Origin of the sequence: Fuscovulum blasticum DSM 2131, assembly GCF_003034965.1 — a bacterium.
Lineage (GTDB): Bacteria > Pseudomonadota > Alphaproteobacteria > Rhodobacterales > Rhodobacteraceae > Pseudogemmobacter > Pseudogemmobacter blasticus.
In genome coordinates this window covers 1-21,040 of sequence record NZ_PZKE01000015.1, presented here as the reverse complement: position 1 = coordinate 21,040, position 21,040 = coordinate 1, and the positions used below count along the sequence as shown (strand labels likewise).

The 21,040-nt window shown below is 65.3% G+C and carries 22 protein-coding genes and 1 tRNA gene; 10 read left to right on the top strand and 13 right to left on the bottom strand.

Features of this window, described 5'->3' with window-relative positions:
- Window positions 1-65 precede the first annotated feature (65 nt).
- From preA to C5F44_RS14190, 3 genes are all read right to left on the bottom strand, one after another.
- Window positions 66-1,370, bottom strand: coding sequence for an NAD-dependent dihydropyrimidine dehydrogenase subunit PreA (preA, locus tag C5F44_RS14200; RefSeq protein WP_107674205.1), 1,305 nt, complete (start codon window positions 1,368-1,370; stop codon window positions 66-68).
- Window positions 1,371-1,430: 60 nt separating this feature from the next.
- The gene (locus C5F44_RS14195) at window positions 1,431-1,964 is read right to left on the bottom strand and encodes a DedA family protein (RefSeq protein WP_107674204.1); all 534 of its coding nucleotides are present in this window, start codon (window positions 1,962-1,964) and stop codon (window positions 1,431-1,433) included.
- Between the two features lie 66 nt (window positions 1,965-2,030).
- A complete protein-coding gene (locus C5F44_RS14190) occupies window positions 2,031-3,350 on the bottom strand; it encodes an NAD(P)-dependent oxidoreductase (RefSeq protein WP_107674203.1) in 1,320 nt (439 codons plus the stop codon).
- A gap of 255 nt (window positions 3,351-3,605) precedes the next feature.
- On the opposite strand from C5F44_RS14190, the gene accB reads away from it, so the two are divergent.
- From accB to aat, 3 genes are all read left to right on the top strand, one after another.
- Entirely contained in the window at window positions 3,606-4,097 is a 492-nt protein-coding gene (accB, locus tag C5F44_RS14185; RefSeq protein WP_107674202.1) for an acetyl-CoA carboxylase biotin carboxyl carrier protein, read from the top strand.
- 10 nt (window positions 4,098-4,107) lie between these two features.
- Entirely contained in the window at window positions 4,108-5,454 is a 1,347-nt protein-coding gene (accC, locus tag C5F44_RS14180) for an acetyl-CoA carboxylase biotin carboxylase subunit (RefSeq protein ID WP_107674201.1), read from the top strand.
- 238 nt (window positions 5,455-5,692) lie between these two features.
- The gene (aat, locus tag C5F44_RS14175) at window positions 5,693-6,358 is read left to right on the top strand and encodes a leucyl/phenylalanyl-tRNA--protein transferase (RefSeq protein WP_107674200.1); all 666 of its coding nucleotides are present in this window, start codon (window positions 5,693-5,695) and stop codon (window positions 6,356-6,358) included.
- On the opposite strand, the gene C5F44_RS14170 is transcribed toward aat, so the two are convergent.
- From C5F44_RS14170 to C5F44_RS14140, 7 genes are all read right to left on the bottom strand, one after another.
- Window positions 6,286-6,720 (bottom strand): DUF2155 domain-containing protein, encoded by a 435-nt coding sequence (locus C5F44_RS14170; RefSeq protein WP_107674199.1) that lies wholly within the window; start codon window positions 6,718-6,720, stop codon window positions 6,286-6,288. The two genes, aat and C5F44_RS14170, sit on opposite strands and share 73 nt — an antisense overlap.
- Complete coding sequence (gene mlaD / locus C5F44_RS14165) at window positions 6,717-7,190, bottom strand: outer membrane lipid asymmetry maintenance protein MlaD (protein ID WP_107674198.1); 474 nt, start codon at window positions 7,188-7,190, stop codon at window positions 6,717-6,719. The genes C5F44_RS14170 and mlaD overlap by 4 nt, the downstream gene beginning before the upstream one ends.
- Complete coding sequence (locus C5F44_RS14160) at window positions 7,187-7,561, bottom strand: NADH:ubiquinone oxidoreductase subunit NDUFA12 (RefSeq protein WP_107674197.1); 375 nt, start codon at window positions 7,559-7,561, stop codon at window positions 7,187-7,189. The genes mlaD and C5F44_RS14160 overlap by 4 nt, the downstream gene beginning before the upstream one ends.
- A 216-nt stretch (window positions 7,562-7,777) precedes the next feature.
- Window positions 7,778-8,167, bottom strand: coding sequence for a RidA family protein (locus C5F44_RS14155; RefSeq protein ID WP_181318279.1), 390 nt, complete (start codon window positions 8,165-8,167; stop codon window positions 7,778-7,780).
- An 83-nt stretch (window positions 8,168-8,250) separates the two neighbouring features.
- Window positions 8,251-9,513, bottom strand: a complete 1,263-nt coding sequence (gene clpX / locus C5F44_RS14150; RefSeq protein ID WP_107674196.1) for an ATP-dependent Clp protease ATP-binding subunit ClpX — start codon at window positions 9,511-9,513, stop codon at window positions 8,251-8,253.
- A 103-nt stretch (window positions 9,514-9,616) separates the two neighbouring features.
- The gene (gene clpP / locus C5F44_RS14145; RefSeq protein WP_107674195.1) at window positions 9,617-10,249 is read right to left on the bottom strand and encodes an ATP-dependent Clp endopeptidase proteolytic subunit ClpP; all 633 of its coding nucleotides are present in this window, start codon (window positions 10,247-10,249) and stop codon (window positions 9,617-9,619) included.
- Between the two features lie 156 nt (window positions 10,250-10,405).
- On the bottom strand, window positions 10,406-11,014 hold the full coding sequence (locus C5F44_RS14140) for a CDP-alcohol phosphatidyltransferase family protein (RefSeq protein ID WP_107674194.1): 609 nt from the start codon (window positions 11,012-11,014) through the stop codon (window positions 10,406-10,408).
- A gap of 112 nt (window positions 11,015-11,126) precedes the next feature.
- Here C5F44_RS14140 and C5F44_RS14135 point away from each other — a divergent pair, with 112 nt between their 5' ends.
- The 4 genes from C5F44_RS14135 (at window position 11,127) to C5F44_RS14120 (ending at window position 15,213) form a co-directional block, all read left to right on the top strand.
- Window positions 11,127-12,341 carry an ABC transporter substrate-binding protein gene (locus tag C5F44_RS14135; protein WP_235822636.1) on the top strand — a complete coding sequence of 405 codons (1,215 nt, stop codon included), beginning with the start codon at window positions 11,127-11,129 and terminating at the stop codon, window positions 12,339-12,341.
- 41 nt (window positions 12,342-12,382) lie between these two features.
- Window positions 12,383-13,990 (top strand): ABC transporter permease, encoded by a 1,608-nt coding sequence (locus tag C5F44_RS14130; protein WP_107674249.1) that lies wholly within the window; start codon window positions 12,383-12,385, stop codon window positions 13,988-13,990.
- A complete protein-coding gene (locus C5F44_RS14125; RefSeq protein ID WP_107674193.1) occupies window positions 13,987-14,625 on the top strand; it encodes an ATP-binding cassette domain-containing protein in 639 nt (212 codons plus the stop codon). The genes C5F44_RS14130 and C5F44_RS14125 overlap by 4 nt, the downstream gene beginning before the upstream one ends.
- Before the next feature lie 105 nt (window positions 14,626-14,730).
- On the top strand, window positions 14,731-15,213 hold the full coding sequence (locus tag C5F44_RS14120) for a CAP domain-containing protein (protein ID WP_107674192.1): 483 nt from the start codon (window positions 14,731-14,733) through the stop codon (window positions 15,211-15,213).
- A 68-nt stretch (window positions 15,214-15,281) separates the two neighbouring features.
- Here the strand turns inward: C5F44_RS14120 and C5F44_RS14115 are convergent, their stop codons facing one another.
- Window positions 15,282-16,622: an ATP-binding protein gene (locus tag C5F44_RS14115; RefSeq protein ID WP_412917552.1), complete on the bottom strand. Its 1,341-nt coding sequence runs from the start codon at window positions 16,620-16,622 to the stop codon at window positions 15,282-15,284.
- On the opposite strand from C5F44_RS14115, the gene C5F44_RS14110 reads away from it, so the two are divergent.
- Window positions 16,621-17,508 (top strand): MBL fold metallo-hydrolase, encoded by an 888-nt coding sequence (locus C5F44_RS14110; RefSeq protein WP_235822635.1) that lies wholly within the window; start codon window positions 16,621-16,623, stop codon window positions 17,506-17,508. The two genes, C5F44_RS14115 and C5F44_RS14110, sit on opposite strands and share 2 nt — an antisense overlap.
- Before the next feature lie 81 nt (window positions 17,509-17,589).
- A tRNA-Asn gene (locus tag C5F44_RS14105) sits at window positions 17,590-17,664 on the top strand.
- A 423-nt stretch (window positions 17,665-18,087) separates the two neighbouring features.
- Here C5F44_RS14105 and C5F44_RS14100 read toward each other — a convergent pair.
- Window positions 18,088-18,750 (bottom strand): recombinase family protein, encoded by a 663-nt coding sequence (locus C5F44_RS14100; protein WP_107674190.1) that lies wholly within the window; start codon window positions 18,748-18,750, stop codon window positions 18,088-18,090.
- Window positions 18,751-18,873: 123 nt separating this feature from the next.
- Here C5F44_RS14100 and C5F44_RS17865 point away from each other — a divergent pair, with 123 nt between their 5' ends.
- Window positions 18,874-19,170, top strand: a complete 297-nt coding sequence (locus C5F44_RS17865; protein WP_146161957.1) for a hypothetical protein — start codon at window positions 18,874-18,876, stop codon at window positions 19,168-19,170.
- 401 nt (window positions 19,171-19,571) lie between these two features.
- Here the strand turns inward: C5F44_RS17865 and C5F44_RS14095 are convergent.
- On the bottom strand, window positions 19,572-21,040 hold a 1,469-nt coding region (locus C5F44_RS14095; RefSeq protein WP_107674189.1), incomplete at its 5' end, for a virulence-associated E family protein.

The window sequence follows — 21,040 nt, the reverse complement described above, 5'->3', positions numbered from 1 at the left end:
GCCGGGCGCCCGGGATTGACCCAATGTCCGGGCAGGCGTTTCCGCCCGGACCTTCGGGCGTGGCCCTATTCGGCGGCCTTCACCGACATCGGGTTGTTGGGGTGTGTCGTCCAGTTTGCATAATCGCCAACCTTGCGCCCCGTCCGCGGATCGACGACGCCCTTCTGCATGGGCACCATGGTGATGCAGTTCTCGACCGGGCAGACGTTGACGCACAGGTTGCAGGCGACACATTCCTCGTCCTTCACCGTGAACACACGGTCGGGCGACATGGCAATGGCTTGGTGGCTGGTGTCTTCGCAGGCGGCATAGCAGCGCCCGCACTGGATGCAGTCGGCCTGGCTGATCTGCGCCTTGGTGACATAGTTCAGGTTCAGATACTGCCAGTCGGTCACGTTCGGCACCGCACGGCCCACCAGATCTGCGGTCGAGGTGAAGCCCTTGCGATCCATATAGTCCGACAGGCCCGAGATCATTTCCTGCACGATCTTGAAGCCATAGGTCATCGCCGCCGTGCAGACCTGCACGTTGCCCGCCCCCAGCGCCATGAATTCCGCCGCATCGCGCCAGGTGGTGACCCCGCCGATGCCCGAAATCGGCAGGCCATGGGTTTCGGCGTTGCGGGCAATCTCGGCCACCATGTTCAGCGCGATCGGCTTCACCGCCGGGCCGCAATAGCCGCCATGGGTGCCCTTGCCGTCGATCATCGGCTCGGGGCTGAAATCATCCAGATTGACGCTGGTGATCGAGTTGATCGTGTTGATCAGCGACACCGCATCCGCCCCGCCGCGTTTGGCGGCCTCGGCCGGGCGGCGGATGTCGCTGATGTTCGGCGTCAGCTTGACGATGCAGGGCATCCGGCTGTGCTTCTTGACCCAGCGTGTCACCATCTCGATGTATTCGGGCACCTGCCCCACGGCAGACCCCATGCCGCGTTCGGCCATGCCATGCGGGCAGCCGAAGTTCAGCTCCACGCCATCGGCCTCGGTATCCTCGATGCGCTTGAGGATGTCCTTCCACGAGTCTTCATCGCAGGGCACCATCAGGCTGATCACCAGCGCCCGGTCCTTCCAGGCGCGTTTGACCGACTTGATCTCTTGCAGGTTCACCTCAAGCGGGCGGTCGGTGATCAGTTCGATGTTGTTCAGCCCCAGAAGGCGGCGGTCCGCCCCCCAGACCGCACCATAGCGCGGACCGGAGACGTTGACGACCGGCGGCCCCTCTGACCCGAGGGTCTTCCACACCACGCCGCCCCAGCCGGCCTGAAAGGCGCGGACGACGTTGTATTCCTTGTCCGTCGGCGGCGCCGAGGCCAGCCAGAACGGATTGGGGGACTTGATGCCGATGAAACTGGACGTCAGGTCAGCCATGACGGGCCTCCTTGCAAAGGGCTGGGAGAGGATGCGGAAAAAGGGCGCGGAGCGCGGCGGTCAGCCCAGATAGGACCAGAGCCAGCCCAGGATGTCGCCGCCGAATTCGCCCATCTTGGGAATCAGGAACGCCCAGGCCACGGCGCCCAGCGTGTTCCAGAAGGCAAAGCGGGTCAGGGTCATGCCGCTCATCCCGGCCATCAGAAAGACGACAGGGCGAAACACGGTCACGAAATGGCCCACGAACACCGTGACCGGCCCATAGCGGGTAAAGGCGGTGCGGGCTTTCGCGACCATTTCGGGATGTTGCGACAGCGGCCGCATCGTCAGCACCGTGCTGCCGTAGCGCAGGCCCAGCCAGAACGAGAAGGTCGATCCGATCAGCGCGCCGATGCTGGCGCCCAGCCAGAGCGACAGAAAGTCGATGGCCCCGGTGGCGGCCAGCGCGCCCATGGCAACCAGAACCGCCGTCGAGGGAATCAGGATCGACAGAAAGGCCGTCGTCTCGGCCGCGGCAAAGATCACCATGATCCAGGGCGCCCAGGCGTGATGGCGTTCGATGAACGCGATGACGGTGTCGATCCAGCCCTGCATGTCCGCTCCTGCCTGCGGCCTGATCTGGGTCAGGCCGGGCCGGGGTGCAAGAAGAAAGCGCGCCCATCACGCGCCTGTCAGAAAGGCGTGGATCGCCTCGGCGGCATCGCGGCCTTCGGCCACGGCGGTCACTGTCAGGTCTTCGCCGCCCGCCGCACAATCGCCGCCCGCCCAGACCCTTGCCGGCGTTGCCGCGATCTTGCCGCCTGCGACCATCACCCCTTCGGGCACGCCGGTCAGCGTCTGGCCGATGGCCTTGAACACCTGATCGGCCTTCAGGGTAAAGCCTTCGTCCAGGAGCTTCAGCCCGTCCGGCCCGTCTTCGGTATAGGCGAAATCCACCGCCTCGACCCGGCCGTTTCCGGTGACGCGGAAAGGGGCCGCGTTGTGGATGATCCGCACGCCCGCCTGCAGCGCATGGTCCTGCTCATAGCCCGAGGCCGCCATCTTTTCGGGGCCACGGCGATAGACGATGGTCACAGTCTCGGCGCCCAGCAGTTTGGACTGCACCGCCGCATCCACCGCAGTCATGCCGCCGCCGATCACCACGACATCGCGGCCCACCGGCAGTTTCGACAGGTCAGACGACTGGCGCAGGTCGGCGATGAAATCCACCGCATTGGCCACGCCGGGCAGATCCTCGCCCTCGGCGCGCAGTGCGTTCACGCCTTGCAGGCCGATGCCAAGGAACACCGCGTCAAAATCGCGCTGCAGGTCGGCCAGCGTCAGGTCGCGCCCCAGTTCGACGCCGCATTTCACCGTGATGCCGCCGATCTGCAGCAGCCAGTCCACCTCGCGCGCGGCAAAGCCGCCGGCGGCCTTGTAGCTGGCGATGCCATATTCGTTCAGCCCACCCGGCTTGGGCCGCCGCTCGAACACCGTCACCTCATGGCCCTTCATGGCCAGACGATGCGCGCAGGCCAGACCCGCCGGCCCCGCCCCCACCACCGCAACCGACTTGCCGGTCGCGGGGCCGCGGGAAAACGGATGGCGGTTGCTGGCCATCGCCACATCGGTGGCGTGGCGTTGCAGCAGTCCGATCTCGACCGGCTTGCCTTCGGCGGTCTGGCGTACGCAGGCCTCTTCGCACAGGGTTTCGGTCGGACAGACGCGGGCGCACATGCCGCCCAGGATGTTCTGCGTCCAGATCGTGCGGGCGGCCGCTTCGGGCGTGCCGGTGGCGATCTGGCGGATGAACAGCGGGATGTCGATGTCGGTGGGACAGGCCGTCACGCAGGGCGCATCATGGCAGAAGTAGCAGCGATCCGCCGCCACCCGCGCCTCATGCGCATCCAGCGCGGGCAGATGATCGTCAAAGTTCCTGTCATAGGCAGTTGCGGGCAGACGTCCCGGAACGATTCCGGGCGTGAGCTGGCTGTTCGGCATCGGGGTCTTGCCTCCCTGGCTTATGGCTTGGAGGAAGCGTCTCACAGATTTTTATTTTATCAAACGGTAAATTTTGTGCGCCGGTCGAATCTGTCGAGACGGCCGCGCCGCTGCGACGGATTGCCCAGAAAAGCGGCGGCGGCTTTGGGCGCTTTTCACCCTGCTCTGGCTGTCCTATAAGCGGTCAGCCCTGACAGCCGCCCCGCATGGGGCGGATCGGTGTTCAGGACAGCAGGAACGTCAACAGAGGACGGCATGAGCAAACAGACCCCCGACACGGACGTGGCCTTCATCGCGGCCCTTGCAGAGCTTCTGAACAAGAACGAGCTGACCGAGATCGAGGTGAAGCGCGAATACGGCGAGGATGACAGCCTGTCGGTGCGTGTGGTGAAGCAGGCGACCGTGATCGCCGCGGCCCCCGCGCCGGTCTATGCCGCCGCCCCCGCCCCGGCCGGTGCGGCCCCGGTGGCCGCGGCGCCCGCCGTCGCTGCGCCGGAAGATCCCAGCCAGCACCCGGGTGCGGTCACCTCGCCCATGGTCGGCACCATCTACCTGGCCCCCGAACCCGGCGCGGCGACCTTTGTCACCGTCGGCGCCAAGGTGGCCGAAGGCGAGACGCTTCTGATCATCGAGGCGATGAAGACGATGAACCACATCCCGGCCACGCGGTCGGGGATCGTCAAGCGCATCCTGGTGGAAGACGGCCAGCCGGTCGAATACGGCGCCCCCCTGATGATCATCGAATAAGGGCGCCAGGATGTTCGAGAAAATCCTGATCGCCAACCGGGGTGAGATCGCGCTGCGCGTGATCCGGGCCTGCCGGGAAATGGGGATCAAGTCGGTCGCGGTGCATTCAACCGCCGATGCCGATGCCATGCATGTGCGGATGGCCGACGAATCCGTCTGCATCGGTCCGGCCCCCAGTTCCGAAAGCTATCTGAGCAAGGCCGCCATCATTTCGGCCTGCGAGATCACCGGCGCGCAGGCGGTGCATCCGGGCTATGGCTTCCTGTCGGAAAACGCCAGCTTCGCGCAGGCGCTGGAAGATCACGGCATCACCTTCATCGGCCCCAGCGCGGAGCACATCCGCATCATGGGCGACAAGATCACCGCCAAGGAAACCGCCAAGGCCCTGGGTATTCCCGTGGTGCCGGGCAGTGATGGCGGCGTGGCCGATTTCGAGACCGCCATCGGCGTGGCCGAGGGCATCGGGTTTCCGGTCATCATCAAGGCCACCGCCGGCGGCGGCGGGCGCGGCATGAAGGTGGCCAAGACCCCGGAAGAGCTGGAAATCGCCTTCCGCACCGCCCGGGCCGAGGCAAAGGCTGCCTTCGGCAATGACGAGGTCTATATCGAGAAATACCTGCAAAAGCCGCGCCATATCGAGATTCAGGTCTTTGGCGACGGCAAGGGTGGCGCCGTGCATCTGGGCGAACGCGATTGTTCGCTGCAACGCCGCCATCAGAAGGTGTTCGAGGAAGCCCCCGGCCCGGCGATTACCCCGAAGATGCGCTCCGAGATCGGCGCGATCTGTGCCAACGCCATGTCGAAGATCGCCTATATCGGCGCGGGCACGGTGGAATTCCTGTATGAAGACGGGAATTTCTACTTCATCGAGATGAACACCCGCCTGCAGGTGGAACATCCGGTGACCGAGTTCATCTTCGGTGTCGATCTGGTGCGCGAACAGATCCGCGTCGCCTCGGGGATGGCGCTGTCGTTCACGCAGGACGACCTGGAAATCAACGGCCACGCGATCGAGGTGCGGATCAACGCCGAAAAGCTGCCGAACTTCGCGCCCTGCCCCGGCAAGGTGCGCACCTTCCACGCGCCCGGGGGTTTGGGCGTGCGGATGGATTCGGCGCTTTATGGCGGCTATTCGATCCCGCCCTATTACGACAGCCTGATCGGCAAGCTGATCGTCCACGGCCGCGACCGGCCCGAGGCGCTGTCGCGCCTGCGCCGCGCCCTGGGTGAGTTGATCGTCGATGGCGTCGATACCACGGTGCCGCTGTTCCACGCCCTTCTGGCCGAACCCGACATCCAGAACGGCGATTACAACATCCACTGGCTGGAAAAGTGGCTGGCGCAGCAATTCGGCTGATCCGGCCCTGAGGACCGCAATGCCTGCGCCCGCCCCACCAAAGGGGCGGGCGCAGGGCTTTTCGGGGCCGCGTCTGGCGGTGGCGGGGCTTCACCCCCGGCCCCGGCGCATGTTAGCACCAAGACCGGAACGCCCGCACACTGCGGGCAATCGTTCGGGGGTTCGCCATGTGTCCTGCTTTGCGCCGCTTCGGTTGTGCCGCGCATCGGCCCCCCGCCCCCGTAGTGGGCGGGGCCTGATGGACGCCGCGCTCCTGACCCCGGACCACCTGCTGCGCGGCTATGCCATGGGCATCTTTCCCATGGCGCAGTCGCGCGACGATCCGCAGGTGCATTGGCTGGACCCGCGCCAGCGGGGTATCCTGCCGCTGGACGGCTTCCACATCTCGCGGTCTCTGGCGCAGCGCATCCGGCGGGCCCAGTGGCAGGTCCGTGCCGATACCGATTTCGAGGCGGTGGTGCGCGGCTGCGCCGACCGCGAGGAGACCTGGATCAGCGACCGCATCCTGGCGCTGTATCTTGACCTGCACCGTCGCGGTTTTGCCCACAGCATCGAGGTCTGGGACGGCCCCGATCTGGTGGGGGGCGTCTATGGCGTGGTGCTGGGGGCGGCCTTCTTTGGCGAATCGATGTTCTCGCGCCGGACAGATGCGTCAAAACTGGCGCTGGCCTGGACGGTGCACCGGCTGCAGGCCGGCGGCTTCACCCTGTTCGACACCCAGTTCCTGACGCCGCACCTGGCCTCGCTTGGCGCGGTGGAAATCCCGCGCGAGGTCTATCACCGCAGGCTGGCGCGGGCGTTGCAACAGGGGGCGGATTTTGCCCCGCCGGGTTACTGCCCCTCGCCTTCCGAGGTGGCGGCGTCGTCTTCCGGCGGCGTTTCAACCACTTCGGGCGGGGTATAGCCCGGCACGATGCAGCGCAGCACCCAGACATCGTAGCGCGGGTGATCCATCGCCGACAGCGCCGGAGTCGAGGCCAGCATCCAGCCCGTGAACACCGGCGCTTCGCGCGAGCTGTCCATGATGGTCAGATGCGCCTCGGCCTCGGCGGCGGGGTTTTCCTCGGGGTAGCGGCAATCGTCCAGTTGCACCGTCAGCCGTCCGTTAGATGCGGACTGGCCACGTTGAAGTTCCAGATCGCCCGTCTCGCCGGTCAGCTTGTCCAGCCAGCGCACCACCCCGCCCTGGGCATCGGCATAGCCCTGCGCGGCGGCCGGCATCGCGGCCCCGGACAGCACCACCGCCAGCAGAGCCGCCCGCCTCATGGCGTGGCGGTTCCGCTGCTGTCGGCCTTGTCGCCGCCGACGAATTTCATCAGCAGCGTGATCAGGCTGACCGCGCCCTGCGTGTCCTCGATCTCGGCCCCCGGCTGCAGCGTTTCGACTGCGCCGCCCGGCATGATCTCGACAAAGTTGCCGCCCAGCAGCCCTTCCGAGGAGATCAGGATCGCGCTGTCTTCCGGCAGCAGGATGCGCTTGTCGATCGCAAAGGCCGCGTCGGCCATGAAGGTTTGCGGGTTCAACGTCAGGCCGGTGATGGTGCCGACCTTTACGCCCGCCATCCGCACGTCGGAGCCGACACTGATCCCCTCGACCGAGCGAAAGCTGGCGTGCAGCGGATAGCTGCCGCCATCGCGACTGGTCAGCCCCGCGCCCTGCGCCGCATAGAAGGCGAAAGCCGCAGCGACGGCCAGCACACCTGCCCCGGCCAGAACCTCTGCCGTCTGATGGCTCATTCCGGCTGCCAGGCCTCATAATCGCGGCGCGCAACCGGCGCGGCGCGGCGGATCGAGCCGGGGGGCGCATAGGCCAGGTCGCTGCCCGACAGGTTTTCCTGATGCGGGGCTTCCCAGGGCTTGTGGGTCAGCGGCGCCTTGGTCGGCGGCTGGTCCCAGGTGTGGTGCAGCCAGCCGTGCCAATCCGGCGGCACGCGGCTGGCTTCCATTTCGCCGGCATAGATCACCCAGCGGCGCTGCCCGTCCCGGGTGGCGTAATAGCGGTTGCCCTGGTCATCCTCGCCCACCTTCACGCCCTTGCGCGCGGTGAAGATCTGGGTGCCCAGCGTCTGGCTGTTCCACCAGGTGAGCAGGCGCTTGAGGAAATACATCGGGGCCTCCGTCTTGATCCCTTTTCCTATGCCGGATTGCAGCGCCAAGGTCCAGCACTTGCAACCGCACCAATGGGTGATCTTGCGCCCTTGGGCGGGGGCCAGCCCCCGCACCCCCGGGATATTTGAGGACAGATGAAAGGACATGCAGCGCGACCCAGCCCCAAGGCCGCCCGCAAGAGTGGCCGGGAGGGCGCCCGCCGGTTCTGGCCGGTTTCAGCCCGGCAGGCGGGCGGTCACCTCGATCTCGATCCGGTGGCGCGGGTCGATCAGCCCGGCTTCGATCATCATCGCCGCCGGCGGGTTGGCGCCAAAGGTGGCGGCCAGCAGCGGCCAGCAGGGTTCGAAATCCGCCCGGTCGGGCAGCACATAGGTCACTTTCACCACATCGGCGAATCCGGCCCCCGCCTTGTCCAGCGCCGCCCCGATGATCTTCAGCGCCAGCGCGCATTGCTCGACCACGCCTTCGGGAATGGTGCCGGTGGCATGGTCGGTGCCGGTGGTGCCCGAGACGAAGACGAAGGGAGGTGCCACCACGGCGCGGGCATAGCCGATGGTTGGTTCCCAGGTGGAGCCGGTGGTGATGCGGCGGATGGGGTTGGTCAAGGGGGCCTCCTCTGGCGCAAATGCAAACGCCGCCCGGTGGGGCGGCGTTCTTCAAACCTGTGCAGGGGCGCGCAAGCCGGGCCTCAGCCCGCCGCCGCCGGTTCCTTCTTCTTTGTCTCGGTGTGAACCCACAGCGGCTTGGCGCCGTTGTTCACCGCCTCATCATTCACCACGACTTCCGACACATCGTTCATGCCGGGCAGTTCGAACATGGTATCCAGCAGGATATCCTCCATGATCGACCGCAGGCCGCGTGCGCCGGTCTTGCGCTTGATCGCGCGCTTCGCGATGGCGATCAGCGCATCGGCCGAGAAGGTCAGCTTGACGCCCTCGATCTCGAACAGGCGCTGGTATTGCTTGACCAGCGCGTTCTTCGGCTCGGTCAGGATGGTGACCAGCGCCGCTTCGTCCAGATCGGTCAGCGTGGCGATCACCGGCAGGCGGCCGACGAATTCGGGGATCAGGCCGAATTTCAGCAGGTCTTCCGGCTCCAGTTCGCGGAAAAGCTCGCCCACACCGCGCGCGTCTGGATCTTTCACCTCGGCCTTGAAGCCGATTCCGCCGCCCTTGTTGCGCTGCGCGATGATCTTCTCCAGACCGGCAAAGGCGCCGCCGCAGATGAACAGGATGTTCGTGGTATCGACCTGCAGGAATTCCTGCTGCGGATGCTTGCGTCCGCCCTGCGGGGGCACGCTGGCAACGGTGCCTTCCATGATTTTCAGCAGCGCCTGCTGCACGCCTTCGCCCGACACGTCGCGGGTGATCGACGGGTTGTCCGACTTGCGGGTGATCTTGTCGACCTCGTCGATATAGACGATGCCGCGCTGCGCCCGTTCCACGTTGTATTCGCTGGCCTGAAGCAGCTTCAGGATGATGTTCTCGACATCCTCGCCCACATAGCCGGCCTCGGTCAGCGTGGTGGCATCGGCCATGGTGAAGGGCACGTCCAGGATGCGGGCCAGCGTCTGCGCCAGCAGCGTCTTGCCGGTGCCGGTGGGGCCGATCAGCAGGATGTTCGACTTCGACAGTTCCACATCCGTCTTGGACGAATGGTTCAGCCGCTTGTAGTGGTTGTGCACCGCCACCGCGAGCACGCGCTTGGCATGGTCCTGGCCGATGACATAATCGTCCAGCACCTTGCAGATCTCGCGCGGGGTCGGCACGCCGTCACCGGACTTGAGACCGCTGGTCTTGGTCTCTTCCCGGATGATGTCCATGCACAGCTCGACACATTCGTCGCAGATGAACACGGTCGGGCCCGCAATCAGCTTGCGGACCTCGTGCTGGCTCTTGCCGCAGAACGAGCAGTAAAGCGTGTTCTTGCTGTCGCCCGTATTCGTTGCCATCCGTCGCCCTCTGCCGGTGTCTTCCGCAAAAGTCTAGGCCAAGCCCCCGACCTTCACAACGCCAAATCGCCCCCCGGCCGGACCGCCCGACCGGGGGTAAGTCTTACTTCGCGGTGTCGTCCGCCTTGCCGCGGTTTTCCAGGATGTCGTCGATCAGGCCCCAGGCCTTGGCATCCTCGGCAGACATGAAGTTGTCACGCTCCAGCGCCGCTTCCACGGTTTCATAGCTGTTGCCGGTGTGGCGCACATAGATTTCGTTCAGGCGGCGCTTCAGTTTCAGCGTTTCCTGCGCGTGAATCATGATGTCGGTCGCCTGGCCCTGATAGCCGCCCGACGGCTGGTGCACCATGATCCGGCTGTTGGGCAGGCTGAAGCGCATCCCCTTTTCGCCCGCGGTCAGCAGCAGGCTGCCCATCGAGGCCGCCTGCCCGATCACCAGCGTCGAAACCTTGGGCCGGATGTACTGCATCGTGTCATAGATCGACAGGCCGCTGGTCACCACGCCGCCGGGGCTGTTGATGTACATGGCGATTTCCTTCGACGGATTCTCCGCCTCAAGAAACAGCAACTGCGCGCAGATCAGCGACGACATGCCGTCATGCACGGGGCCGGCCAGGAAGATGATCCGCTCCTTCAGGAGCCGCGAATAGATGTCATAGGCCCGTTCGCCGCGGCTGGTCTGCTCAACCACCATCGGGACAAGGGTATTCATGTAGGTGTCGATCGGATCGCGCATCGGTCCTGCCTCTCATCGCCGTCAGGGTTATCGCCGGAACATTGCCAGAGTCTTAGTGATGCGGTTCGGGGGCTGCAAGGGCAGGTCAGGCAAAGCCTGCGCACCGAACCGCGCATCGGCTGTGCGGTGAGGCAGGCCTGTGCGGAAAAGCGGCGTTCAGCCCAGCAGGCGCCGCGCGTTCAGGATGCGGGCGGTGGCCGTCACCAGACAGAGGCCGCCAAAGACCCAGGCCCCGGCCGGAAAGGCCGCCGGCCACAGGCAGAGCAGGACGAAAAAGGCGATGGTCTCGCCGCCCTCCAGCAGGCCGGCCGCGTAATACAGCGACTTTTCGCCCTGCGCCGTGGTCTCAAGGCCGCGTTTGGCGGCCATGGTGGCAAAGCCCAGGAAACTGGCCGCGTTGATGTAGAAGGTTGCCAGAAGAAAGGCCGCAGGCACCGCGTTTTCGTCAGGCGCGCGCAGGGCGAAGGCCAGCGGAACAGCCGCGTAAAGGGCGAAATCGCAGGCAATGTCGAGATAGCCGCCGAAATCGGTCTTGCCGTGGGCCCGCGCCACCGCCCCGTCCAGCCCGTCGGCCAGCCGCCCCGCCAGCAAGGGCAGCAGCGCCAGCCCGGTCGGGGCGCCCGCCGCGATCAGCGCGGCCGCCGCCAGCCCAAGGCCAAGCCCGGCCAGCGTGATCCGGTCGGCGCCCCAGCCCCGTGCGGCCAGCGTCCGCCCGGCGCGGTTCAGCGGCGGGTCGATGATCCGGCGCAGGGCTGTGTCGAACATGTGTTGGCCTTTCCCTCTGGCTGCGGCACATTCCGGTTGCACAGCCGCCCCCCGCCTTCGTAACCCTTGGCGGGCCGCCCGCCAACCGGCCGCTTGCCCGAAGGAGACCCCGATGGACCGCCGCACCTTTTCCCGGCTGATGCTGGCCAGCGCCGCCCTGCCCGCCCTGCCACGCGCCGCCCGCGCCGTTGTGGAATGGGACGGCATCACCGACATCGCCCGCGGACAGACCGTCTGGTGGCACGCCTGGGGCGGCGATCCCAAGATCAATGACTTCATCACCTGGGTCGGCGAACTGGCGCTGGAGCGCTACGGTGTGACGCTGAATCAGGTCAAGATCGCCTCGACCGCCGACAGCGTGGCCGCCGTTCTGGCCGAACGTGATGCCGGCAAGACCACGGGCGGCTCGGTCGATCTTATCTGGATCAATGGCGAGAATTTCGCCGCCATGAAGCGCGAGGGGCTGCTTTACGGCCCTTTCGTTGAAAACCTGCCGAACTGGCCACTGGTCGACATGGCCGGCAAGCCAGCGGTGATGACCGATTTCACCCTGCCGACCGAAGGCTACGAATCCCCCTGGGCCATGGCGCAACTGGTGTTCGAATACGACAGCGCCCGCCTGACCGACCCGCCCCGCACGATCGAGGAGCTGAAGGACTGGATTCTGGCCAATCCCGGCCGCTTCACCTTTCCCAAGCCGCCCGATTATCTGGGCGTGACCTTCCTCAAACAGGTGCTGTATGGCACCATGCCCGACCCTTCGGTCCTGCAACGCCCGGCGAACCCTGCCACCTTCCGCCGCCGGGTCGCCCCGCTGCGTGATTTCCTGGCCACCGTGCGCGATGCGCTCTGGCGTGAGGGCCGCGCCTACCCCGAGAACGAGGCCGCCCTTGGCCAGCTTCTGGCCGATGGCGAGATCGACATCTCTTTCGCCTTCAACCCCGGCCGGGCCAGCGCCGAAATCGCCGCCGGCACCTTGCCGGACACGATCCGGACCTACACGCTGAAGGGGGGCACCATCGGCAATGCCTCATTTGTGGCGATTCCCTTCAACTCAGGTGCGAAGGAAGGGGCGCAAGTCATTGCGAATCTTCTTCTTTCACCGGAAGTCCAGGCCCGTGCGCAGGATGCCACGGTGCTGGGGTTCCAGACCGTCCTGAACCTTGCGGCCCTGACCGAGGAAGACCGCGCCCGCTTTGCCATGCTTGACCTTGGCCTTGCCACCCTGCCGCCCGACAAGATCGGCCCGGCGCTGCTGGAGCCCCACGCCAGTTGGGCCACGGCCCTGGCGGACGACTGGACGGCGCTTTACGGAAGCGGCGATTGACGCGCCTGCTGCGCGCCGTTCCGGGCCTGACGCTGGCGCTGATGGCGGTGCCGGTGGCGGCGGGGCTGGCGGCCACGCTTGGCCCCGCGCTGGCCCCCGGGGCGCTGTCCGCGCTGCTGGCTTGGCCCGGCCTGCCGCGCGCGGTCATGTTGTCGCTGACCACAGGCCTTGCCTCAACCACGCTGGCGCTGGCGATCACCCTGCTTATCCTGGCCACCCTGCGCGGCACCCGCGCCTTTGCCGCCCTGCTGCGGCTGTTGTCGCCGCTCTTGTCGGTGCCGCACGCCGCCGCGGCCCTTGGGCTGGCCTTCCTGATCGCGCCCTCGGGCTGGATCGCCCGCGCCCTGTCGCCCTGGGCCACCGGCTGGAGCCAAGCCCCCGACCTGCTGATCCTGAACGATCCTGCCGGCCTGTCGCTGACCCTTGGCCTTGTCGCCAAGGAGGTGCCCTTCCTTCTGCTGATGGCGCTGGCCGCCTGGCCACAGATCGCCGCCCCGTCGCGGCTGACGCTGGCGCAGACGCTGGGCTATGGCCAGACCGCCGCCTTCGCCTTCACCGTACTGCCGCCGCTTTACCGCCAGCTTCGCCTGCCAGTCTATGCCGTGCTGGCCTATGCCATGACCTCGGTAGAGATGGGCATGATCCTTGGCCCCAACCTGCCGCCGCCGCTGTCGGTGCAGGTTGCCGGCTGGATGACCGAAGCCTCGCTGGCGCAGCGTGGCACGGCTGCCGCCGGGGCCGCATTGCAACTGGTGCTGGTGCTGGCCGCCCTTGCCCTGTGGCGCGGGGCCGAGATCGCGGCCCGCCACGGCCTGACCGGAATGGCCACCGCCGGCCTGCGCCTGCCGGGCCTTGATGCCCCCGCCCGCCTGTTGGCGCTGGCCGGTGGCGCCGCCGTTACGGCCGGGCTGATCGCGGGGCTTGCCGGCCTTGCCCTGTGGTCCGTCGCCGGGTTGTGGCGCTTTCCGGCGGCCCTGCCCGAAAGCCTGTCGCTGGCGACATGGGCCAGGGCCGCGCCGACCCTTGGCCCGATCACCGGCAACACCCTGGGTCTGGCCCTTGGCAGCGCCGGCCTTGCGCTGATCCTTGCCATCGCCTGCCTTGAGGCCGAGCACCGCTTCCGGCTGCGCCCGTCCGCCCCGGCGCTGTGGCTGCTCTGGCTGCCGCTGATCGTGCCGCAGATCACCTTCCTGCCCGGCCTGCACCGGCTGGCACTGGAGCTGGGCGCCGGCGGGTTTGCCGCCACGCTGGCCGGGCATCTGGTCTTCGTGCTGCCCTATGTCTTCCTTTCGCTTGCTCCGGCCTGGCGGGCGCTGGACCCGCGCTTTGCCACGCTGGCCGCCAGCCTTGGCGCCAGCCCGGGCCGCAGCCTCTGGGCCATTCGCCTGCCGCTGCTGCTGCGCCCGCTGCTGACGGCCTTTGCAGTGGGCTTCGCGGTCTCGGTCGGGCAATATCTGGCCACGCTGCTGCTGTCGGGCGGCCGCATCGCCACGCTGACGACCGAGGCGGTCTCGCTGTCATCGGGGGGGAACCGCCGCCTGATCGGCGTCTATGCGCTGCTGCAAATGGCGCTGCCGGCGCTGGTCTTCGCGCTGGCGCTGCTGGGGCCTGCCCTGCTCTATCGCAACCGCCGGGGGATGGCCGCATGACACCGGGCCTTTCCCTGCAAGGGGTGCAGATCGACCGCGCGGGCACGCCGCTGGTGCGGATCGACACCCATGTCGCACCGGGCGAGGTGCTGACCATCATGGGGCCGTCCGGCTCGGGCAAATCCACCCTGCTGGCGGCGCTGATCGGCACGCTTGATCCGGCCTTCACCCTGCGGGGCCGCATCCTGCTGGACGGTCGCGATGTCACCGCCCTGCCCACCCGGGACCGGCGCATCGGCATCCTGTTTCAGGACACTCTGCTGTTTCCGCATCTGTCGGTGGCGGGCAATCTGGCCTTCGCCCTGCCCCGTGGCCTGCCGGGCCGGGCCGCCCGGATCGAGGCCGCGCTGGCAGAGGCCGGGCTGGCCGGATTCGGACGCCGCGACCCGGAGACCCTGTCGGGCGGCGAACGCGCCCGCGTCGCCCTGCTGAGAACGCTGCTGGCCGAACCAAAGGCCATCCTGCTGGACGAACCCTTTTCCCGTCTTGACGCAGACCGCCGCGCGCAGATCCGCAGTTTCGTGTTCCAGACCATCCGCGCCCGCAGCCTGCCCGCGGTTCTGGTCACCCATGATGCCGAAGATGCCACCGCCGCAGAAGGAAATGTGATTTCGCCCGACGGCCGGTCCTTCTAGGCAAACTTGCGGAGGCATCACGGAAATGTCACATGTTTTCCGTGCCCTTGCCCTAAGAAAGCTCTACCCTGGGATGAATTGACTGATCCCTGCCGGAGCTTGCCCATGACGCGCCCGTTCTTCCTTGCCGCCGCCCTGTGCCTTGCGGCAACCGTGGCGCTGCCCGCGCTTGCCTGTACCAAACCCGCCAATTCCGCCGACCTGCAATCCGAGGTGGTCGCCGGTGTCAATGCCCAGCGGGCCCGGGCGGGGCTGCCGGCGCTGAAGCTGAACGCGGCGCTTGGCAAGGCGGCGCAGGGGCACGCCTGTGACAACGCCGCCCGACAATCCATCAGCCATGTTTCCTCGGATGGCAGCAAGCTGCAAAACCGCCTTCGCAAGGCGGGCTATCGGTTCAGAACTGCCACCGAGAACACCGGCCGCGGCTTTGCCACCCCGGCCCGCGCGGTGGAATGGTGGATGAATTCGCCCAAGCACAAGGACAATATCCTGATGTCGGCCACCCGCGACATCGGTGTGGGAATCGCGGTCAGCGATGCGCCCGACAGCAAGCTGCATTGGGTCATCGTGATGGGACAATCGAAGTAGTGCCGCAGCGGGCGGAAAGCCCGTCCCGAAACGGCTTTGCAGACACCGATCGCGCCTGACGGAAGGCGTCAGGCCGCGACGGCCAGTTCAGCCCGCAGCCCGCCCAGCCGTTCTGACCGCCCCAGACGCAGGGCGCCGCCATGGCTCATCGCCACGTCGGCCGCGATGGACAGGCCCAACCCCACGCCGCCGCCCCGGTTCGGATCGCGCGCCGCCTCAAGCCGGGTGAAGGGCCGCATCGCCTCTTCGCGCCGGTCCTCGGGGATGCCCGGACCGTTGTCCTCGACGCTGAACACCAGTTCTCCGGCAACCCGCTGAACGCTGACCTCGACCCGGTTGCCATGCCGCAGACCGTTGCCGATCAGGTTCTCCAGCGCCCGCGCCACCGCCTGTGGCCGCATCCGCACCCGAGGAAGCACCCGTGCCGGCGGCAAAAGCGCCACCTGACCGCCGCCCCGCACCGAGGCCTCGACAACCGATCGCGCCAGGGCCAGCGGATCGGCCTCTTCGGCCCCTTCGGTGGCATCGCCCCGCACGAAGGCCAGAAACTCATCCACCAGCCGCTCCATCTGGGTGACATCGGCCTGCAGGGCCGCTGTCTCCTCATCCTCGGGCAGCATCGACAGGGACAGCCGCATCCGCGTCAGCGGCGTGCGCAGATCATGGCTGACGCCCGACAGCATCAGCGTCCGCTGCTCGATCTGCCGCTCGATCCGGGCGCGCATGTCCAGAAAGGACTGCCCTGCCGCCCGCACTTCCAGCGCGCCGCGCGGCCGGTAGGGCACTTTTTCGCCCCGACCGAATGCCTCGGCAGCCTTGGCCAGCCGCGCAATGGGCCGCAACTGGTTGCGCAGGAAGAAATAGGCCACCACCGTCATCAGCACCGAAGCGAACACCATCAGCACCAGCAACTGATGCGGATTCGTCGCCGACATGCGCCGCCGCGACAGCTCGGCCACCAGATCGCCATGCGGTGTGGCAAAGCGCAGCCGCACCATACGCTCGGCATCCGTCACATCGGCCGCCTGCAGGCTTGGCAGCTTGGCATGGAGCGTCTCGATGATCGCACGCCCCGACACATCATAGAAGGCGCGCCGGTCGGTTTGGGGGGCCTCCGGTCCGGCCGGAAACCGAAGGGTAATTTCCAGCGGCCCCGCAACCCGCTCGGCCCAGGCCAGCGCCGCCGCAGGTGTCGCCCCGGCCGCGAATTCATCCAGCACGAAGGCCAGGTCGATCGCCACACCCTCGGTCATCTGGCGGGTCACACCTTCGAAATGCCGCTGGATGAAGGCGGTGGACACGACAAGCTGGATCGTGACGATGGGCACGATCAGGATCAGGGCGGCGCGGCCGAACAGGCCCCGGGGCAGGAAGCGTTTGAGACGGAACATGACGGGAAAGCTAGCCATGGCCGCGCCAGAAGGAAAGGGCACAGCCCCCGGCCGCCTGCGGGGCGTGACGGCGGCCAACGCCTCACCCATGACCGGGCCCGGCACCACCACCTGGATCGTCGGTTCGGGCCGGGTCGCGGTCATTGACCCCGGCCCGGACGATCTGGCCCATCTGACGGCGATTCTGGCCGCGCTTGACCCCGCCGAGGAAGTATCCGCCATCCTGGTCACCCACCCGCACCTTGACCATTCCGCACTGGCCCCGGGGCTGGCCGCCGCAACCGGGGCGCCGGTCCTGGGCTACGGCCAAGCCGGCAGCGGCCGCAGCCCCCGGATGCAGGCGCTGGCACAGGCCGGCCTGACAGGCGGCGAAGGGGTTGACCATGCCTTCCGCCCCGACCTGCACCTGCGCCACGGAGAAACCCTGCGTGGCCCGGACTGGGCCCTGACCGCCTGGCACACCCCCGGCCACATGGCCGAACATCTGTGCTTCGCCTGGGAGGATGTGCTGTTTTCCGGCGATCTGGTGATGGGCTGGGCGCCAAGCCTGGTCTCGCCGCCCGACGGCGACATGGGCGCCTATCTTGCGAGCCTTGCCCGGCTGGCCGAAACCCAGTGGCGCCGCCTGCTGCCCACCCATGGCGCCCCGGTCGAAAACCCCGCCGCCCGCCTTGCCGAACTGGCCGCCCATCGCCGCGACCGGGAAACGCAGATTCTGGCCGCCCTCGCCGCAGGTGCCGCCACCCTGCCCGAGATCGTGGCGATCGTCTACCGCGACACGCCCCCCCACCTGCACCCGGCCGCCGCCCGCAATGCGCTGGCGCATCTGATTGATCTGGATGAAAGAATCCGGATCTCTGCCGTCCCGTCCCCCACCCCGGAAGCCCGGTTCCTCCTGCGCTGATTCCTGTCGCCGAAGAAGCGAAATTTCCGCCTTTTTGCCCCTTGCCGCCCCCGCAGACCCTTGCTATACGGCCCCCGGTGTTCCGGCGTAGCTCAGCGGTAGAGCAGTTGACTGTTAATCAATTGGTCGTAGGTTCGATCCCTACCGCCGGAGCCATCAAGATCAAGGGGTTAGCTGAAAAGCTGACCCCTTCTTCATTTTGCGGGGGCACAACTGGGGCACATTTTTACTCGCCAACCGTGCTCGATACGTCCGCACGCACCTCCACTCGGCTGTATCGCTGCCGAGTGAAAATCTCCCTTCACGCTGAAACCTGCCAGAACGCGCCTGCTGCCCGCTGAAGCTGCCAGACGTAAAATGAGATGACAGACCCCCAGATCCCATACAAACTGCTAGGGCAACGGGAGGATCTGATATGCTCAGCAACACACCGCTAGGCGACTTGCGGCACTATGCGAAAGACGCGAATCCTCAAGGGGCAACTGGCGGTTTCGAACAGCCTTACTTCATACAAAAGGCGCTAGAAGCTGCCGCAGACGCCATCGAAGAACTACAGGCGCGCGTAAAAGCCTTGGAAGATCAGGCCGCCCGCTGAAGCAAGTTCCGAACCGTCATGGCATGCCAGGCACCGCCTCGCGCTGTTTTGACGTTCCGGGCGTTCAGTTCGGTTGCGATATGGCGCAAAGCCATGCCTTGCCGCTTCATCTGCTCGATCAGCGGACGCACCGTTTCAGCATGGCGATCTGCCTTGGCAACCCGCACAGCAGCTCCCTTCCGTGCGGCCTTGAGCTGTTCTTCCCGTCTTCCGGGAATTGACCAGCCCAGCGCCACACCACGAGCCTTTGCCGCTGCCAGAGCCGCGCGGGTGCGGTCTGATATGGCTTGCGCTTCATGTTCTGCCACAGCCGCCATGACGTGCAGGAGGAAGCGGTTGGCCTGCGGCATGTCAGCCGCCGCGATCTCAACGCCCCCCTCCAGAAGGTTGGCAATGAATGCGACATTGCGCGCAAGTCTGTCCAGCTTGGCAATGAGCAGGATCGCCCCAAGCCGCTTGGCTTCTGCCAAGGCGTAGGCAAGTTGTGGACGATCAGCCCGCTTGCCGCTCTCGACCTCCACATACTCTGCTGCAATTGTACCCTTTCCCGACACATAGTCGGCAACCGCCTTGCGCTGGGCTTCAAGCCCGAGACCGCTCTGCCCTTGCCGTTCCGTCGAGACCCGAAGATAGGTGACAAACCGCATGTATAAACTCCCTACGTCCGTAGAGTATTTATATGTTCATGGGCGGCACACTTGCAAGACCGTTTTGCTTGCATTGGGCACGAATTCACGGCAACGTGAGGACAGAAAGCCATTGAGGATCATATGAGAAAAGCAACTCTACTCATCGCGGCAACCGCTATTTTATCAGCTTGCAATGTCTCGACTGATTCCGCTGTGCACGCCTATAACGGCAATACGGTTGAGATTCAACTCTATGGCGACACGTTCGCATATGGATCGGAAGCGCAACAACAAGCTCAGATCAATGCCGCCCAAGTGAAGGCTGCGGAAGTTTGCGGCGGAAAGGCTACATTCCTTTCGCGAAGAATGGACGCGCAGCCTCAAAATGGAATAGTCTACGTTCCGTCTAAAAATATCGCCTTGTTCAAATGTGGTTAACGAGCCAACGTTACCCTGCATTCAGGGATAAATTTCCAGAATGACGGATACACTGCATTCAGTGATGCACACCTGCATTGACGTGGATAAAGACGATATATCCTTCCCACGGGCGAAAAGGCGCAGTCCGCGATGGGTAGTTATTTTCTGATGATAGGGGATTGCTGAGGCAGTGTTGGGTTTTCGATCAAACGCAGATATTCGGATTGCCGAATTCGTTGTCGTCTTGAGTTAGGCAACATTAGTTGTCTACCGCGAAGTCCCAATTAAACCAAATACTTGGCAGATTGGGTAGACAGAGTAGACACTTGCTTTGTTTCTTTTGCTGGGCTAGGCATATTTCTAGCTGCTTTATAAGTTGCAAGCTACCGTCACTACTCTGTCTACCCGTCTACTTACGCTTAGTGGGCAGGCGCATATCGCGCCTGACCTTTATTCGTCCCCGAGGTGAACTGACCATCGCGCCGCCAGCCGAGGCTTTGCAGAACTACCGTCACCCTAGAGCTATCCCCACGGGTGCGCTTGGCCTTCTCTATCATCAGGCATTCCCACAAGATGTCAGCAATCGCGACGTGCGCCTTGCCGCTCAAGTAACCCGCAATGTCTGGCTGCCACGGGTCCGTGTTGAGTCGCTCTGCTTGATCTTGCCGCGCCAATGCCTCGATTTCACCTTCAAGCCACCAGCGCTCACCCGACCGATAAGCCGCAACTGCCTCAGCCCAAATCTGGTCGCGGTCACGGGTCACAAGCTCAATATTTATGTGCCCAACGCGGACCGGCCAGAAACGGCGACCACCAGAGGAATCATTTAGCCAATTATCGCGGTTCGTCGTGCCCACGAAAACGCAGCGCCGGTGTTGGCTGATAGTTTCTCGGCCATATGCAGGGCGGAACGATTCGGTCTGCCGTGTAATGAACGCCTTAGCCGTCTCAATGCCAGCCCTACTCATCGAGTCTAGTTCGGCAACTTCGATTATCCAGCGTCCTGCCAGATGTTCTGACGCATCCTTTGTTCCCATCGGAGGCAGGTTGTCCGAAAACCAAGCGCTACCGGTGAGCACCCGCATAACACTAGACTTCCGCAAGCCTTGTTCGCCCTCAAGGACAAGCATGTAGTCTGCCTTGCATCCGGGTTGATAGGCGCGAGCAACTGCAGAGATTAGCCATTTGCGCCCATAGGCACGGCGCTGCGGCCCATCCTGGACCCCTAGATAGTCGATCAGCCATGTGTCGATACGTGGCTTTCCATCCCATCGCAGCGCACCAAGGTAGTCAGTCAAAGGGTCAAACGAGAACGCATGCGACACGGCACGGACAGCGTTGACGGTTATATCGGCAGTCGCGCGGGGATAGGCGTTTCGGTTAAACCACGCTTGGACGGCAATATAGTCGTCATCCATAAGGTCACGCCAACCGTTGATCTTCTCTCCGCTGCCAGGCAGGGCGCGAAACACGACACGCTTGCCCGTAAGTTTGTTAAAGCCGAAAACCTTGCGCCAGTCATAATGCGTGGAAAGGACGGTTATCGCGTTTGTCATATTCCAAATGGGCTTACCGTTGTTATCCACTACAATGGCGTGACGCTCGACACCCTCCCCCGGCATAAGAACTTCGCCGTCCAGTGCCACAGGACACAGAGCCTCGCGCACCGCCTCAGCGCCCCGAAGTCTTAGGATGTCGTCCCAGTCCTCACCAGCATTAGGCGGCAGGACACAGGTTCCCTGCACCGCAGCAGCGGCCTTCCGCGCCGCATCTGGACCACGCATCGGGTCGCCGTGCTGATCGCCCGCGATGATGATTTCAGCGTCTGGGTAGAGTGAGCGCACTAGCTCTGCACAGGCCATGAGGCGGCTCTGACCGAACGACGTGT

Excerpts from the sequence above, each read along its gene's own strand:
- preA (WP_107674205.1), bottom strand. The coding sequence starts at position 1,370 with ATGGCTGACCTGACGTCCAGTTTCATCGGCATCAAGTCCCCCAATCCG.
- C5F44_RS14195 (WP_107674204.1), bottom strand. The coding sequence starts at position 1,964 with ATGCAGGGCTGGATCGACACCGTCATCGCGTTCATCGAACGCCATCAC.
- C5F44_RS14190 (WP_107674203.1), bottom strand. The coding sequence starts at position 3,350 with ATGCCGAACAGCCAGCTCACGCCCGGAATCGTTCCGGGACGTCTGCCC.
- accB (WP_107674202.1), top strand. The coding sequence starts at position 3,606 with ATGAGCAAACAGACCCCCGACACGGACGTGGCCTTCATCGCGGCCCTT.
- accC (WP_107674201.1), top strand. The coding sequence starts at position 4,108 with ATGTTCGAGAAAATCCTGATCGCCAACCGGGGTGAGATCGCGCTGCGC.
- aat (WP_107674200.1), top strand. The coding sequence starts at position 5,693 with ATGGACGCCGCGCTCCTGACCCCGGACCACCTGCTGCGCGGCTATGCC.
- C5F44_RS14170 (WP_107674199.1), bottom strand. The coding sequence starts at position 6,720 with ATGAGGCGGGCGGCTCTGCTGGCGGTGGTGCTGTCCGGGGCCGCGATG.
- mlaD (WP_107674198.1), bottom strand. The coding sequence starts at position 7,190 with ATGAGCCATCAGACGGCAGAGGTTCTGGCCGGGGCAGGTGTGCTGGCC.
- C5F44_RS14160 (WP_107674197.1), bottom strand. The coding sequence starts at position 7,561 with ATGTATTTCCTCAAGCGCCTGCTCACCTGGTGGAACAGCCAGACGCTG.
- clpX (WP_107674196.1), bottom strand. The coding sequence starts at position 9,513 with ATGGCAACGAATACGGGCGACAGCAAGAACACGCTTTACTGCTCGTTC.
- clpP (WP_107674195.1), bottom strand. The coding sequence starts at position 10,249 with ATGCGCGATCCGATCGACACCTACATGAATACCCTTGTCCCGATGGTG.
- C5F44_RS14140 (WP_107674194.1), bottom strand. The coding sequence starts at position 11,014 with ATGTTCGACACAGCCCTGCGCCGGATCATCGACCCGCCGCTGAACCGC.
- C5F44_RS14135 (WP_235822636.1), top strand. The coding sequence starts at position 11,127 with ATGGACCGCCGCACCTTTTCCCGGCTGATGCTGGCCAGCGCCGCCCTG.
- C5F44_RS14130 (WP_107674249.1), top strand. The coding sequence starts at position 12,383 with ATGGCGGTGCCGGTGGCGGCGGGGCTGGCGGCCACGCTTGGCCCCGCG.
- C5F44_RS14125 (WP_107674193.1), top strand. The coding sequence starts at position 13,987 with ATGACACCGGGCCTTTCCCTGCAAGGGGTGCAGATCGACCGCGCGGGC.
- C5F44_RS14120 (WP_107674192.1), top strand. The coding sequence starts at position 14,731 with ATGACGCGCCCGTTCTTCCTTGCCGCCGCCCTGTGCCTTGCGGCAACC.
- C5F44_RS14110 (WP_235822635.1), top strand. The coding sequence starts at position 16,621 with ATGGCCGCGCCAGAAGGAAAGGGCACAGCCCCCGGCCGCCTGCGGGGC.
- C5F44_RS14115 (WP_412917552.1), bottom strand. The coding sequence starts at position 16,622 with ATGGCTAGCTTTCCCGTCATGTTCCGTCTCAAACGCTTCCTGCCCCGG.
- C5F44_RS14100 (WP_107674190.1), bottom strand. The coding sequence starts at position 18,750 with ATGCGGTTTGTCACCTATCTTCGGGTCTCGACGGAACGGCAAGGGCAG.
- C5F44_RS17865 (WP_146161957.1), top strand. The coding sequence starts at position 18,874 with ATGAGAAAAGCAACTCTACTCATCGCGGCAACCGCTATTTTATCAGCT.